Below are 13,329 nucleotides of genomic sequence, written 5' to 3'. Positions count from 1 at the left end.
ACAATTTTCAGCGTCCCCGAACGGGCCTTGTCACTATTGACTTAGCGGCTTACCATCCAGCGGGCCCATTGTGAGTCGGTGACAGATGTGAAAGCTGTCGACGACCGTGACCTCTTCGAGTCGGGCGCGGACGGCGTCCAGCAGGGGACGGGAGCCGTCGTCGAGATGGGCACGGAGCGCCGCGCGGACCACATCCTCGCCGAACTGCGCGATCACATCATCAGCCGACGGACCCTTCTTCACGTTGAACAGCGCCGCGCGGAAGGTCTGGCTGTACCCATGCCTGACCCCGTGCACGAGGTCGTCCAGCGCGAGCAGCGCGGCGGCCTCAGCGGGATCCGGGTCGGCGACGGCCGCCGCGAGCCAGGTGCTCTTCCTGCCCGCCGGGGTGGCGAGCCAGGCGAGCGCACACCTGACCCGCTCGCGCACAACCGCCTCCTGCGCCGCCCGCTCGCGCACGGTCTCGTCCTTGGAGACGGTCCCCGCCGGCGTCGCTGGAAGCAGCCGCCGAACGGCATGCTCGGCATCGAAGCAGGTCGCATTCAGGGCGCCGAGCACCTTGGTGAACTTCGGTGGCCTGCGGTCCGGCGAGTGGGACGCATCGAACTCGTTGTACCAGCGAGTGAGCGTGTCCTTGTCGGGCTCTGCGGCTCCGGCATCGCGCTCGCGCAGCCACCGAACCATCGCGGCGGGCATGAACGGCGGATCCACCGCCTCCACCGGCAAGCCGGCGTCCGCGGCCCGCCGAGACGTGATCACAGCACCACAGACCCGGCACGACCGGCGCACGGTTCGCCGCGACACGTCCAGGATGTCCGCATCCGGACGCCCACACTGCTCGCAGACCGCCGACACGCCCTCCCGGCGCCCTCGCAATATCGACCGAAACCCGCTCATCGGCCCATTCGCAAGACGTTCGAGAGCCCACGGCTCTGTCCCGGCGACCGGACAACGAGGATCACTGGTACGCGGCGCAACCGGGACGCGCCAGTGAGAAGAGACCAGGCCTCCTCGGGCACCGCGCACGTCCAGCCGAGGCCCTCCACCCGACGGACGGGAGCTATACGGTCGAACACGCCGCCAGTGTGACACTGGATTCCGAGAAAGAGGACGGGCGGCGGTTCGTCACCGAACTGCGGCAGAAGGCGATCCAGGCAAGGAGCTCAGCCACCGCTGCAGGGTCCAGTTCCTGGACGTCCATACGGGAGATCGCATGCTGACGCTCACCGGAGCCGGGTTCTCCGCCCTGCGGTGGGAGGCGGCCCGCCGCCGGACGGTGGCGCGGGCGTTCCGCACGGTGCCGTTCTATCGCGAGCAGTGGGCGGTGGCGGGCCGCGTACTCGACGAGCCAGTGCCGGTGGCCTCTGAGCAACTGATCGATCAGCTCTTCCGGCTCTGCCCGCTCGGCCGCCCGTTCCAACCGTCCCGCGAGCCGACCCTCTGGTCAGACGACGGCACGACGCTGCGAGTCGCCATAAACGCAGCGTCCGACAGCCGTACCGCCACGCACGCGGTTTTCGGTCGCGAGGCCACCGCGCAAGCGTCATCTGGTCGCCGTCCCGCCGTGCGTGCTTTGTCCGACCGCTGGGCCGCCGTGCGCGCGGCATCCGGCCCGGCCGCTGCGCGCACGGTATTCGACCGGGCAGTTGTACTGCGCGCAGTGTTCGGCCATCGTGCCACTGGGCGCGCGGTGTTCGGGCGTCGTTGGACGGCTGTGCTTGAGGTGCGTGATGCGATGATCGATCGGCGCTGGCTCGGTCGTGGAGTCCCCTACGCGGCGCTCCTCTCCCCCAAGGCCGACGTGGTGAACGAGGAACGGCGCGCCGCTCTCAACCGCCGCGCAACCGAACTGGCCACGAGCGGGGCCGTCATCGTGGGCACGCGCAACGAGCTCGCGGATGTGCTCCCCGAGATCGGCGCGGCCTCGCTTCGGGTGCTCCACCGCGCGGGGCTTGCCGACGCCCTTGGCATGGCCGGGCCGGTCGTGGCATACGACCCGGTGCTCGGCTACTACGCGGCACGCATGCCGTCCTGCGGCCACCTTCATCTGCTCTGGCGGCTCTTTCACGCGCGCGTCGCCGACGGCGCACTCCAGCTCACCGCCCTGCGACGCCGCCGCCCGGTGTTGTGCAACGTCATCCCCGTGGACGCCGCAGGCGCCGCCGTGGAGCGGTGCCCCCGCCACCACACACCGATCCTGACGACCACGACTGCCTAGCGACTTTCGCGGACGCGGTTGTTCTTCCCAGGCGGCCTCTGCGGCATGGACGGCGAGCGGGGTGACGGCCGCCGCTTCCGGGGGCGGTGCCGAGGTCAGGTCGCCGTGAAGATGACCGCACGCCCGGCTTCGGCCGCCCGCTCGTAGAACGCCCGCACGTCCAACAAGTTCGTCCAGGTGTACTTGAAGTCTTCGTCGTCGTGGGGTCCGCCATAGTCGGGGTCGTCTATGGCGTCGAATCGCTGGCGCAGCCACGCCTCGTCCACCCCGCTCAGCGCCTCGGCCACATCGCGTACTTCGGCTACGGTGAGGTGAACCACATAGATTTCCTCGTGCAGATGCCGGCCGCCGAGAACGGCGTGCGACAGCGGATACTCGCCGCCATCGGGGTCCAGTGTTCCGTCGCTGAGGCAGCGGTGCATCGCGTCCCACGCCTTGTCAGTGGAGACCGACAGAGCGTCCTCATTCCAGTTCTCTTCGATGTCTTCGAGGATTTCCCCGATGCCCGCGTCGCTCGCGAGCAGCAGCCGCTCCTGGTCGGCGGTGATGGCGAAGTGCACTCCAAGCATGCCGAGGGATGCTACGCGTCACCCCCGACAACACTCGCGGACGTCCGTCCTCCGGAAGATTCACGTGACCGAGGAAGCCCCAGGGCGCGAGCTGCTCAAGCCCTTGCGGCCGTGACGGCGTTAGTGGGTGACCCCCTGCAAGGGCGAGGAATTCCTGGCGGGAACGCGCGTCGTGACGGAGAACGCCGTGCAGGGTGGACGTCACCGTGGCGGATCCGGCCGCGCGTACACCGCGCAATGACATGCACATGTGCTCGGCCTCGATGACGACGCCGACGCCCTTGGGAGCCAGGTGTTCGTTCAGCCAGTCGGCGACCTGCTTGGTCAGCCGTTCTTGCACCTGCAGGTCGCGGGCGAAGAGCTCGACCACGCGCGCCAGTTTCGACAGGCCCAGGATTCGCTCGCCCGGCAGGTAACCGACGTGGGCGACGCCCTGGAACGGCAGCAGATGATGCTCGCACAGCGACTGCACCGGAATGCTCTTGGCCAGGACGAGTTCGTCGTAGCCTTCGTCATTCGGAAACGTGGTCAGGTTGAACTCGCGCGGGGTGAGCAGTTCGGTGTAGGCGGCGGCCACCCGGCGGGGCGTGTCGGCGAGATGGTCGCTCGCCGGGTCCCGTCCGAGGGCGATCAGCAGATCGGCGACGGCCCGCTGGGCGGCCTGCAGATCCACGCCCGGGCCGCCGCCGACCACCGACAGCCGCCGGTGCCGGACGTCCGGCACCGGCGGCTCGGCCAAGGCGCCGGGCTCGGTGACGCTCATGCCACCGGCCCGCGGTCGCCCGGCCGGACGGTCCTGTAGCGGAAGGCCAGCCGGGACAGGGCCACGGCACCGGCCAGCAGCCCGGCGTCGCGCAACGCCACGTCATAGAAGTCCGGGATGGTCAGCAGGTTGAGAATGATCCCTGCCAGCCACGCGGCCACGAGCAGGCCGCCGAACCGCGGCGCGACCGCGACGACGAGGCCCGCGACGATCTCGACCACTCCGACGGCGTACATGGCCTGTTGCCCGGTGCCCGGAACCAGATCGTTGATCCAGGGCGCCAGGTAGACCGGCCAGTCGACCAGCCAGCCGGTGAACTTGTCGAGCCCGAACAGCACGGGCGCGACGCTGAAGACCACCCGCAGCACCAGGTAGGCCTGGTAACCGGGATCGGCCAGCACCTCCCGGCCGGGTGCTCGTGTGGACAGCGGTGCCGTCATCACGTTCCTCCTCGTGTATCGACAACTTCTGTTAACGTTAGAACGTAACGAAGATTTATTCAACAGAAATGGTTTTTAGAGATGGACGAGTCGCTGACCTCGCGCGTCGCGGCGGTGGCCGCGCTCGACGAGCCGACCCGGCGCAGGCTGTACGACTTCGTGGTGCGGCAGCCGGCGCCCGTCAGCCGCGACGCCGCCGCCGAGGCGCTGGGCCTGTCGCGCAGCACCGTGGTCTTCCACCTGGACCGGCTCGTCGGCCAGGGACTGCTGGACGTGGTGTCCGAGCGCCGCACCGGCGGGCCCGGCGCCGGCCGCCCGTCCAAGCTCTACCGGCGCGCCGGGCAGCAGATCGCGGTGTCACTGCCTGGCCGGCAGTACGAACTGGCCGGGCGACTGCTGGCCACCGCCGTTCAAGAAGCCGACGCCACCGGCCAGTCGCCACGAACGATCCTGGATCGGCTGGCCCGCCAGCTGGGCCAGGACATCGGCCGGGCAGCCCGCGACGCCCACCCCAGCCGGACAGCTCGCGACAGCTCAAGCCGACCAGCGCGTGACGCGCACTCTGGCCCGCCAGCGGGTGACGCCCACGCCGGCCGGCAGGCCGTGATGGAAACGCTGGAAGACTTCGGGTTCGAGCCGCGCACCGCCGACGCCGAGATCGTCCTGGGCAACTGCCCGTTCCACACCCTCGCGCAACAGCACACCGACCTGGTGTGCGGCATGAACCTGTGCCTGCTCAACGGCCTGCTGGACGAACTGAACGCGACCGGCCTGACCGCCCGCCTGCAACCCGAACCCGGCCACTGCTGCGTCCGTCTCCAGGAAGCCACCCCCTGACGAACCGCAACCTCGACCGCCACCAGGGCAGCGCAGTCGGCACCGGCCGATCCGGCGACCCCGAACGGCGCCATTCGCAGCGGCACATTGCCGGCGGCCCGGGCGTCGAGGTGCGGATCACCGGCGGTCACACGACCGGACACGCGCAGTACGTCATCACCGGAGGCGGGACCCGGCTGATCGCCTCCGGTGACGCCCTGCGCTCACCGATCCAGGCGGACCACCCCGAATGGTCCTGCGTCCACGACGGTGCCGCGGCCGCCGATCACCGCCGCCGCCTCCTCGCCGATCCCGACACGATTTCGCCGACGTGGTGGTCAGCTGTCCGGCGACGGTCCCGAACCGGCAATCCGTCCGGCGCCACGTGAACGCGGGCGGGCGTGATCACGTCGACCCGGGCGCGTGGTAGGCGGCGAGGAAGACCCGGACGGCGGCGTCGGCGTAGTGATCGAGCTCGTCCGGCGGGAAGGTGACGTCGTCGCCGCAGAACATCACCTTGTTGACCGGGATCGACGTGACGAGCCAGGTGAAGTGGTTGGCGGCGAGGACGGGCTCGTCCACTCGCAGCAGGCCGCGGTCGTTCAGCTGCTGGAACGAGGACGCCAGCGCGGCGTGCACGCGTTCGGGGCCCGCCTGGAAATAGGCGTGGCCGAGCTGCGGGAAGCGGCCGGCCTCGGCGATGACGAGCCGGCGCATCCGCAGATGGGCGGGCCGTGTGAGGGCGTGGACGAATCTGCGCGCCAGCGCCCGCAGGGTCGGCGCGACGTCCTCGGCGGCCGCCAGTTCGTCCATGGCGTCCTGGAACAGCTGGTCGATGCCGACGAGCGCTTCGAGGACGATCTGCTCGAACAGCTTCTCCTTGCGCCCGAAGTGCTTGTAGATCGTCTGCTTGGACGATCCCGCCGCGGACGCGATCTCGTCGGTCTTGGCGCCGACGTAACCGTCGCGGACGAACACCTCGAGTGCCGCGTCCATGATGCGGCGCCGGGCCTCCGCGGCGGGGCCCTGCGCGGCCGGGACGAGTCTCGGCATCGTCGTTCTCCTGAAACCGTTGACGTTCCTAAGGGGTGTACCGTACTGTACGGTTCACGCCGTACAGAACCGTACTGTACACCCCTCGGAGGGATATCGACATGCGCAAGGTCGTCGGATCGTTGTTCATCAGCCTGGACGGTGTCGTCGAGTCGCCGGACCAATGGTCGTTCGACCTGTTCGACGAGGACGCGGGGGCCCACATGGGCGAGTCGTTCGCCGTGACCGACACTCTGCTGCTGGGCCGCCAGACCTACCAGGAGTGGGTGCAGTACTGGCCTACCTCGACCGACGAGCCGGCCGCCAGCCACATCAACAACATCCGCAAGTACGTTGTGTCCGACAGCCTCGATAGCGTCGGCTGGACCAACGCGTCGCTGGTCAAGGGGAGCGAGCTGGCCGGCACGCTTGCCGAACTGAAGGGGCAGCCGGGCAAGAACATCGGCACCGCCGGCAGCGTGACGCTGGTCCGCTCGCTGCTCGAGGCCGGGCTCCTCGACGAGCTCGAGCTGATGATCTACCCGGTCATCGTGGGCAAGGGCACGCGGCTCTTCAACGACGGCGGATCGCTCCAGCGTCTAGACATGGTCTCGTCCAAGCGCACCGCCAGCGGCATCACGATCAACAGCTACAAGCCCCGCACACAGCCGTGACCACCCCCCAAGCGCAGGCCCTCCCCCACCGGGCCCCGCGCCAAGGGGCCGCCTCATGACGGCCCCGGTACGACGCTCATAACGAGCGACGCAGACCACGAGCCGACGCTCACCACGAGCCGACGCTCGTCACGAGCCGACGGCGACCGCGAGGCGGCGGCGCTCACGACGAAGCGGCGCTCGTCACGAGGCGGCGTTGACGACGAGCCGGCGCTGAGCACGACGCGGCGCTCACCATGACGCGGCGCCTACCATAAGGTGGCGCTCACGACAGGGTGGTGCTTATGAGGAGGGAGAGCCGAGTCGTACAGCCGCACCTTGATGTCCAGGCCGCCGCCCCGCTCGGACGCGGGATCCTGCCCCCTGATGAGCCCTTCGAGGTGCTGCCACGCCCCGTGCGGTGCGGGCTGGTCACCACGGGCGATGTCGGTGCTCGCCTGGAGGCGGCTGGCGTACATGCGGGACACACGGCTCTCGCGCATCGCCTCCAATGAGGAGACCGCCTCGACGAATTGCTGCGCCTGGTCGTCGATGCTGCGGTCGATGCGCTTGAGCCCCTCGGTGACGTCGCTGCGCACGAAACGCACGAACTCGTTCTCGAACCGCTGGTAGCGCAGCACGAATATGCGGATCAGCCCGGTGCCCACGCCGGAAAGGCATGGGACGTCCGGATCACAAACGAGTGCTCTCCGCCGCCGTGACGGGCCCCTGCCCAAGGCTGAGGTGGTCGCCGTCGGGGATCAGGCTCCCCCGCCCAGTTGAGCCTGCTCGTCCAGCGTTGGAGGCAGTTGGGCGGCCAGGCGGTCGCGGAGGTCGGTCAGGCGGGCGATCTCGGCGTTGAGGCTGGCCAGACGGCGTTCGGCGATGCCCGAGGGGCGGGAGCAGGCGCCCTCCTGAGCTCCATATGCGGGAAGGGCGTCGACGTCCAGCAAGGCCAGGCGGTCGGCGCAGCCGCGCAGGTCGGCGACCGTCAGGCCGAGGGCGAGGAGCTCGCGGACGACGCGCACGCGGGCGACGTCCTCGGGGCCGTAGTGGCGCTGCCCGGTGGCGGTGCGCCGCGGCGGGGGCAGCAGGCCCTGCTGCTCGTAGAACCGCAGGGCGCGCGGGGTGGTGCCGACCGCCGCCGCGGCGTCGCCGATCCGCATCGGGCCTCCCGAGTGTCTAGAGGGCGACCACGACGGTCCCCAGGTGCCGGCCGTTCATCATGTCGTGCAACGCCTGCGGGGCCGCGTCGATGCCCGGGACGCCGACGTACGGGAAGGTGATCTCGCCGGAGCGCAGCCAGCCGCCGAACCGGTCGAGCCACTCCGACCGGATCTGCTCGTCGCCGCCCGCGCTGTAGCCGCGCAACGTGATCTGCTTGCCGATGAGCATGTACGAGTCCAGCTCGACCGGCGACGTCGTGCCCCTGCCGGACGGCGAGAGCTGCCCGGACAGCGCGCCGACGAGGACGAGCCGGGCTCCCGTCCGGGCCGCGGTGACGGCGGCTTGCAGATCCTCGCCGCCGACGTTGTCGAGGACGACGTCGAGGCCGTCGGGCGCCGCCTCGGCGAGCTGGTCGGCGATCGGCCCGGCGCCCCGGATCACGGCGGCGTCGTAACCGAGCTCGCTGACGAGCCGGTCGCCCTTCTCCCGCGAGCCGGTGCTGCCGATCACGCGTCCGGCACCCAGCAACCGGGCGATCTGCCCGGCCATCGAGCCGACCGAGCCCGCGCCGCCGGAGACGAACACGGTGTCGCCAGGCCGCACGTCCGCCCCGCGGGTGAGAGCTCCGTACGCCGTGGCCCCCTGCGCCAGGTACGCGACGGGGTCGGGCAATGTGCCGGGGAGCGCCGTGCACTGGCCGGCGGGCAAGGTCGCGTACTCGCGCCATCCCAGCCAGTGTGAGACCAGGTCGCCGGGCTCGAACCCGGCGCCCTCCGGTGCGCTGACGACCTCCCCGATCGCCGCGCCGAAGAGGGTGTCGCCCGGGTGCAGCGGCGGGAACGGCGCGCCGTCCAGGCCACCGCCGATCAGGGTGCGCAGGGCGGCGAAGACGTGGAAGAAGCGGTTGCGGACGAGCACCTCGTCCGCCCCGGGGGCCGGCAGCGCCACCTCGACGATCTCGAAGTGTTCCGGTCGCGGCAGGCCGTCGGCGGGCTTGCCGGCCAGCCGCACTTCGCGGTGGGTACGGGGCAGTTCGAGCATGGTCGCATCTCGATTCTGAACGCGCGGCGAGGCCGTCCGGGACGTCCGGACGGCTGCGCGACGTTAACCCCTGACCCATGCGTCAAAGGCAAGCCGCGATGGCGACCGGACGGCTGATCCGCGCTCGGCGCGGGGCGTTCCGCTTCACGCCGGTTGAGCACCAGGTTCCGTTCACGCCGGGTGGGCGCCGAGTTCCGACTCGCGCCGGGTGAGCACCAGGGGGCCGTCCTCGGTGATGGCCACCGTGTGCTCCGAGTGGGCGGTGCGCGAGCCGTCGGCCGACCGGATGGTCCAGCCGTCGGCGTCGTAGACGATGCGGTCGGTCGTGCGGGCGAGCCAGGGTTCGAGCGCGAGGACAAGGCCCGGACGGAGCGTGAGGCCGCGTCCGGCCCGGCCCCTGTTCGACACGTGGGGCGGCTCGTGCATGGTGCGGCCGAGGCCGTGGCCGCCGAACTCGTCGTTGACCGGATAGCCGTAGTCGCTGGCCACCGCCCAGATCGCCGCCGAGATGTCGCCGACGCGGTTGCCCGGGCGTGCCGTCTCGATCGCGGCCTCCAGCGCCTCCTCGGTGGCGCGGATGATCCGCAGATCCTCCTCGGCGGCGGTCCCGACGACGACCGTGCAGGCCGAGTCGGCCACCCAGCCGTCGATGCCGACCGCGATGTCCGCGCTGAGGACGTCACCGTCGCGCAGCGTGTAGTCGTGGGGCAGGCCGTGCAGGACGGCGTCGTTGACCGACAGGCAGATGACGTTGCGGAACGGGCCGCGGCCGAAGGACGGCGCGTAGTCCCAGTAGCACGACTCCGCGCCGCGTCGCTTGATCATGCCGCGCACGTGGTGCTCCAGGTCCAGCAGGTTGACGCCCACGTCGGCGAGCCGGCTGACCTCGGAGAGCACCTCGGCGACGAAACGCCCGGTCACGTGCATGCGCTGGATCTCCGCGGGCGTCTTCAGTTCGATCACGAGTACCTCACGTACAGGAGTGCTGGTATTTCTATACCGGCACTCTAACGCTTGACGGTATAGAAATACCACTCCTAGTCTGGGGGCATGGTCCGCCAACCGCTCACGCCCGAACAGATCGAAGCCGGCAGGCGTCTCGGCGTCCTGCTGCGCCACGCGCGGGCGGGCCGCGAGCTCGCGGAGGTCGCGCGCGCGGCCGGCATCTCGCCGGAGACCCTGCGCAAGATCGAGACCGGCCGCCTGCCCTCCCCCGGATTCGGCACGATCGTCGGCCTCGGCGAGGCGCTCAACGTGCCGGTTCAGGAACTGGCGGCCACCTGGCGTGGCAGCGACCTCCCGCTGGAAGCCATCTCGTAGCCGTTCAGGGTTTGCGGGGCCGTTCAGGGTTTGCGGGCGGCTCCGCCGAGACCTAGCGCCGTCGCCACACCACGTACTTGGTCGACGCCTGTCGCCTTGTCCGGCGCGCACCAGTGAACCGTAGGGGTGAGGCCGGGTTCGACCAGTTCCAGGCCGGTGAAGAAGCGTTCGATTCGGTCAGGGCCGGATCGGCGGCGTTCTTACCGAACTCCCGCAACTCGCGCGCGAACATGCGGGCCATGTGCGCGGAGTTGTCCGGCAGCGGGTCGCGGATCTCGCCGTTGACGTAGCCGTAGCCGCTGGCGGGGATGGCGTGCAGGCGCTTGAGCACCTCGCCGAGCTGCCGGTAGACCTCATGGCGCTGAGCGCGCGTCAGCTGATCGTCGATCGCCGTGAGCGTGCGGCCCGGTCGAAGCGAGGAAACAACACAGGGACGGCCGTGGGGCGCTTTCGCGGACCTGCTGAACGCCAGAACACGCGGTGAGATGTCGATGCCGTGATCGTTCAGGAATCGCAGAGCACGCGCTTCCTTGGCGGCGAACGTCAGGTCGTCGGTTTCATAGATCTTCAGGACGGCCAGTGCCGAATCGGTGCCGGCGAATTCGACGCGGTAAGCACCGGTGACCGACCCCTCAGCGAACCGCGAGACAGCGCGGACCGGGCCGTACGCAGGCAGCAGATCACTAAGAAGTTCGGCTGCGCATTCCACGGTCAGCGCTTCGGACACCCGGGGAGCATACGAGCGCCCCTCCATGACCGCCTACAGAATATTCCTCGAGCACAGCGATCGCCTCGACCAAGCACTCGGTCACCGACCAAGTCAGTGACTTCGGGAGCCTTGGTTCCGGGTCAGGCCGCGCGTAAGCCACCCCAGATCCCGCGCGCCAGAACGCCGCCCCGTGCGCGGCACGTAGGCGGGCCCCGCGCTCGTGCGTTCGAGTGTCCCCGAGGACGGCCACCGGTTGGTTCAGAAACCGCGGGGTTTATCAGACGCCGGACGTCGCCCGCAACGTCCTGATCCGGACAGCCACGAAGAGATCATCGGGCCCGGACCGGTGCTTATGCTTCCCCCGGAGATGGCCCGGAACCAGTCCGGGTCACCCATCTTCGACCGAGGAGTCGAATGTTTTCGCGATCCATGGTGACCTGTACCGTCTTCGCCGCCGCCTTAGTCCTCGCCGCGGGCAACGCCTCGGCCACCGAGACCACCACCTACCGCACCGGGGCGACAGCCCCTCTCCTCTACTTCTGCGAGAACTTCATCCCCGGCATTTCGCCGCAACCGATGAACATCGAAACCCGCTTCGACGCGCCGGCGTCGGTGCCTTCGGGCACATCGATCACGCCGACGAACGTGTCCGGCACGCTGGTGCTGGCCCCCGGACCCCACGCCCTCCTCGACACCATGGGGTTCGACGGCCTGCGCGGCCAGGTCTCGGCCGGGTTGACGGCCACCGGCGCCACCTTGTCCGGGCCCGCGGCATCCGCGCTGACGATTCCGGAGACGATCGCGCCTTTCGGCGGCTCGATGACGATTCCCTTCGCGCAGTCGGCGGATTCGAGCGTGCCCTCGCTGACCGCGGGCGCGCCGGGCACCGCGACGGTGTCGGCCACGTCGGTGATCCTCAGCCTCCAGTACCACAAGAAGGCGAACGGGATCTGGGAACCCGCGACCCCATGGAAGGTGACCTGCAGCCTCAAGGTGACCAACCCGAAGCAGAACTCGGCCTTCACCCCAGCGATCACCGTCACCGAATAACGGCCTGCCGGTAAGACCCGCGCCGTGTCCCCTCTGCCTTGGCTATCGCCGTTTGGCATAGGTGCCTGCGGCCCCCGACGCTGGATTTGCGCGGACGAGGGGACGTCATGGCTGGGGATTTTCGTGATCGCCTACGCCGTCGTGGATATCGTGACATGGGTGGTGGACGCGTCGCTTGGTCGGCCAGCCCTGGACCTTGTGTCGATCCAGGACCTGGCCTTTGAGCGTGGAGCCGCCCCGGATCCGGGGCCGTATGAGCCGGAGCCCGGCGGGCAGCCCACCGTCGCGGCGCCGGAGGTCCCCCCGACCAACCGGATAGGGCTCGCGCAGATCGTTCACGCCCTTGCGGCGGACGGCGACAGGGTCTGGGAACCGCAGGATTGGCTGGGGCTGGCCGCCCCGCTGCTCGCCTGCGGTGCCGGCTGGCCGGCCGTTGCGGACCTGGCGGCCGTACCGGGCGACAGCGCCATCGTTGCCGCTGTCGCCCGCCTGGAGCGGCAGGTCGCCGTCGACCTCGGCGACGAGGACCGGCTCCCGTTCTGGGACGTGGTCGCCGGGCTGATCGCGCGGGCCTGGCGGTTGGGCGTCGGTGGTTCGGTGTGGGACGCCGTCACGCAGCTCGGCGCCCACTGGTGGGATCTCCGCGGTGACCCGCAGGGGCGCCATCCGTCGGGTGTCGTCGCTTTCAACTGCGCGTCGTGGCTCTACGAGCTGGCGGCGTTCCAGGACATCGACCCGCACATGACCGTGCTGCTGTGCGAGACCGAGAGATTGCTACCGCCGTACTCCGTCACCGCGTCCTTCTGCGCCGCGGCCGTCAGCGCCCTGCGGGACTAAGGGTTATCCGTTGCCGAAGGGCCCTTCCAGAACGCTTGAGCGGGTCGGTCGGCTTGGGGGTGGCGGGGCCGGGCGTGAGATCCTGCCCGCGTGACCACCGCCGAACCGACTCCGCCTCGCCGTCGCGGCCGTCCCGGCTACGACCAGGCGACGATCCTGCACACAGCGGTGGAGCTGTTCAACCGCAGGGGGTACGACGCCACGAGCATGGGCGACCTGGCCAAGGCGCTGGGGGTGACCAAGCCCGCCATCTACCACCACTTCACGAGCAAGGAAGAGCTGCTCAAGGCGGCTCTGGACGACGCTCTCGACGAGCTCACGGCCGTGGTGGACGAGGCCGCGCGCAGGCAGCTCGGGACGACCGCGTACGAACGGCTGCGCGAGGTGGTGCGGCGCAGCGTTGAAGTTCTGGTGGCTCACCAGCCTTCGGTGACGCTTCTGCTGAGGGTGCGCGGCAACAGCGAGGTCGAGCTGGCCGCGTTGGAACGACGGCGGTGGCTCGACGAGCGGCTTGCGGAGCTGGTGGCGGACGCGATCGCGGAGGGTGTGCTGCGCGACGACGTGACGCCGACGCTGGTGAGCCGGCTGCTCTTCGGCATGGTGAACTCGCTGGTCGAGTGGTACCGGCCGGACGGGGCGTTCGCGCCCGCGACGGTCGCCGACGCGATCGCCACCGTCGCGTTCGACGGATTGTCCCGTCCCTGATCCCGTCAA

The 13,329-nt window shown here is 69.8% G+C and carries 17 protein-coding genes and 2 pseudogenes; 8 read left to right on the top strand and 11 right to left on the bottom strand.

The window, feature by feature from the left end:
• Positions 1-33 precede the first annotated feature (33 nt).
• Positions 34-726: a hypothetical protein gene (locus tag ACGFNU_RS39140; RefSeq protein ID WP_392601637.1), complete on the bottom strand. Its 693-nt coding sequence runs from the start codon at positions 724-726 to the stop codon at positions 34-36.
• A 487-nt stretch (positions 727-1,213) separates the two neighbouring features.
• Here ACGFNU_RS39140 and ACGFNU_RS39135 point away from each other — a divergent pair, with 487 nt between their 5' ends.
• Positions 1,214-2,218 (top strand): hypothetical protein, encoded by a 1,005-nt coding sequence (locus ACGFNU_RS39135; RefSeq protein ID WP_392601636.1) that lies wholly within the window; start codon positions 1,214-1,216, stop codon positions 2,216-2,218.
• A gap of 95 nt (positions 2,219-2,313) precedes the next feature.
• Here the strand turns inward: ACGFNU_RS39135 and ACGFNU_RS39130 are convergent, their stop codons facing one another.
• The 3 genes and pseudogenes from ACGFNU_RS39130 to ACGFNU_RS39120 all read right to left on the bottom strand — a co-directional run bounded on the left by ACGFNU_RS39130 (position 2,314) and on the right by ACGFNU_RS39120 (position 3,990).
• Positions 2,314-2,778, bottom strand: a complete 465-nt coding sequence (locus tag ACGFNU_RS39130) for a YfbM family protein (protein WP_392601635.1) — start codon at positions 2,776-2,778, stop codon at positions 2,314-2,316.
• A 148-nt stretch (positions 2,779-2,926) separates the two neighbouring features.
• A pseudogene (gene folE / locus ACGFNU_RS39125) lies at positions 2,927-3,460 on the bottom strand (GTP cyclohydrolase I FolE); the annotation flags it as partial.
• A gap of 86 nt (positions 3,461-3,546) precedes the next feature.
• Positions 3,547-3,990 carry a hypothetical protein gene (locus ACGFNU_RS39120; RefSeq protein ID WP_392601634.1) on the bottom strand — a complete coding sequence of 148 codons (444 nt, stop codon included), beginning with the start codon at positions 3,988-3,990 and terminating at the stop codon, positions 3,547-3,549.
• A gap of 81 nt (positions 3,991-4,071) precedes the next feature.
• On the opposite strand from ACGFNU_RS39120, the gene ACGFNU_RS39115 reads away from it, so the two are divergent.
• Positions 4,072-4,827 (top strand): helix-turn-helix transcriptional regulator, encoded by a 756-nt coding sequence (locus ACGFNU_RS39115; RefSeq protein WP_392601633.1) that lies wholly within the window; start codon positions 4,072-4,074, stop codon positions 4,825-4,827.
• A complete protein-coding gene (locus tag ACGFNU_RS39110; RefSeq protein WP_392601632.1) occupies positions 4,719-5,195 on the top strand; it encodes an MBL fold metallo-hydrolase in 477 nt (158 codons plus the stop codon). Before ACGFNU_RS39115 ends, ACGFNU_RS39110 begins: the two co-directional genes overlap by 109 nt.
• Before the next feature lie 16 nt (positions 5,196-5,211).
• Here the strand turns inward: ACGFNU_RS39110 and ACGFNU_RS39105 are convergent, their stop codons facing one another.
• Positions 5,212-5,859 carry a TetR/AcrR family transcriptional regulator gene (locus tag ACGFNU_RS39105; protein ID WP_392601631.1) on the bottom strand — a complete coding sequence of 216 codons (648 nt, stop codon included), beginning with the start codon at positions 5,857-5,859 and terminating at the stop codon, positions 5,212-5,214.
• Positions 5,860-5,960: 101 nt separating this feature from the next.
• Here ACGFNU_RS39105 and ACGFNU_RS39100 point away from each other — a divergent pair, with 101 nt between their 5' ends.
• On the top strand, positions 5,961-6,512 hold the full coding sequence (locus tag ACGFNU_RS39100) for a dihydrofolate reductase family protein (RefSeq protein WP_392601630.1): 552 nt from the start codon (positions 5,961-5,963) through the stop codon (positions 6,510-6,512).
• 248 nt (positions 6,513-6,760) lie between these two features.
• On the opposite strand, the gene ACGFNU_RS39095 is transcribed toward ACGFNU_RS39100, so the two are convergent.
• From ACGFNU_RS39095 to map, 4 genes are all read right to left on the bottom strand, one after another.
• Entirely contained in the window at positions 6,761-7,159 is a 399-nt protein-coding gene (locus tag ACGFNU_RS39095; protein ID WP_392601629.1) for a hypothetical protein, read from the bottom strand.
• A gap of 93 nt (positions 7,160-7,252) precedes the next feature.
• Positions 7,253-7,657, bottom strand: a complete 405-nt coding sequence (locus tag ACGFNU_RS39090; RefSeq protein WP_392601628.1) for a MerR family transcriptional regulator — start codon at positions 7,655-7,657, stop codon at positions 7,253-7,255.
• Positions 7,658-7,673: 16 nt separating this feature from the next.
• Positions 7,674-8,699, bottom strand: a complete 1,026-nt coding sequence (locus tag ACGFNU_RS39085; protein ID WP_392601627.1) for an MDR family NADP-dependent oxidoreductase — start codon at positions 8,697-8,699, stop codon at positions 7,674-7,676.
• 171 nt (positions 8,700-8,870) lie between these two features.
• Positions 8,871-9,662 (bottom strand): type I methionyl aminopeptidase, encoded by a 792-nt coding sequence (gene map, locus ACGFNU_RS39080; protein WP_392601626.1) that lies wholly within the window; start codon positions 9,660-9,662, stop codon positions 8,871-8,873.
• Positions 9,663-9,749: 87 nt separating this feature from the next.
• Between map and ACGFNU_RS39075 the strand changes: the two genes are divergently transcribed.
• Complete coding sequence (locus ACGFNU_RS39075; protein WP_392601625.1) at positions 9,750-10,019, top strand: helix-turn-helix domain-containing protein; 270 nt, start codon at positions 9,750-9,752, stop codon at positions 10,017-10,019.
• 23 nt (positions 10,020-10,042) lie between these two features.
• On the opposite strand, the gene ACGFNU_RS39070 is transcribed toward ACGFNU_RS39075, so the two are convergent.
• Together ACGFNU_RS39070 and ACGFNU_RS39065 are read right to left on the bottom strand one after the other, a co-directional pair.
• Complete coding sequence (locus ACGFNU_RS39070; protein WP_392601683.1) at positions 10,043-10,165, bottom strand: hypothetical protein; 123 nt, start codon at positions 10,163-10,165, stop codon at positions 10,043-10,045.
• A gap of 98 nt (positions 10,166-10,263) precedes the next feature.
• Positions 10,264-10,773: pseudogene (locus ACGFNU_RS39065) on the bottom strand (phosphotransferase family protein); the annotation flags it as partial.
• Between the two features lie 369 nt (positions 10,774-11,142).
• On the opposite strand from ACGFNU_RS39065, the gene ACGFNU_RS39060 reads away from it, so the two are divergent.
• From ACGFNU_RS39060 to ACGFNU_RS39050, 3 genes are all read left to right on the top strand, one after another.
• A complete protein-coding gene (locus ACGFNU_RS39060) occupies positions 11,143-11,778 on the top strand; it encodes a DUF6801 domain-containing protein (RefSeq protein WP_392601624.1) in 636 nt (211 codons plus the stop codon).
• Positions 11,779-11,976: 198 nt separating this feature from the next.
• The gene (locus tag ACGFNU_RS39055) at positions 11,977-12,615 is read left to right on the top strand and encodes a hypothetical protein (protein WP_392601623.1); all 639 of its coding nucleotides are present in this window, start codon (positions 11,977-11,979) and stop codon (positions 12,613-12,615) included.
• 90 nt (positions 12,616-12,705) lie between these two features.
• Positions 12,706-13,320, top strand: a complete 615-nt coding sequence (locus tag ACGFNU_RS39050; RefSeq protein ID WP_392601622.1) for a TetR/AcrR family transcriptional regulator — start codon at positions 12,706-12,708, stop codon at positions 13,318-13,320.
• Positions 13,321-13,329: the final 9 nt, after the last annotated feature.

This window comes from Spirillospora sp. NPDC048911 (assembly GCF_043198015.1).
Taxonomy (GTDB): Bacteria; Actinomycetota; Actinomycetes; order Streptosporangiales; family Streptosporangiaceae; genus Spirillospora.
This window is presented reverse-complemented; position numbering and strand designations above follow the sequence as displayed.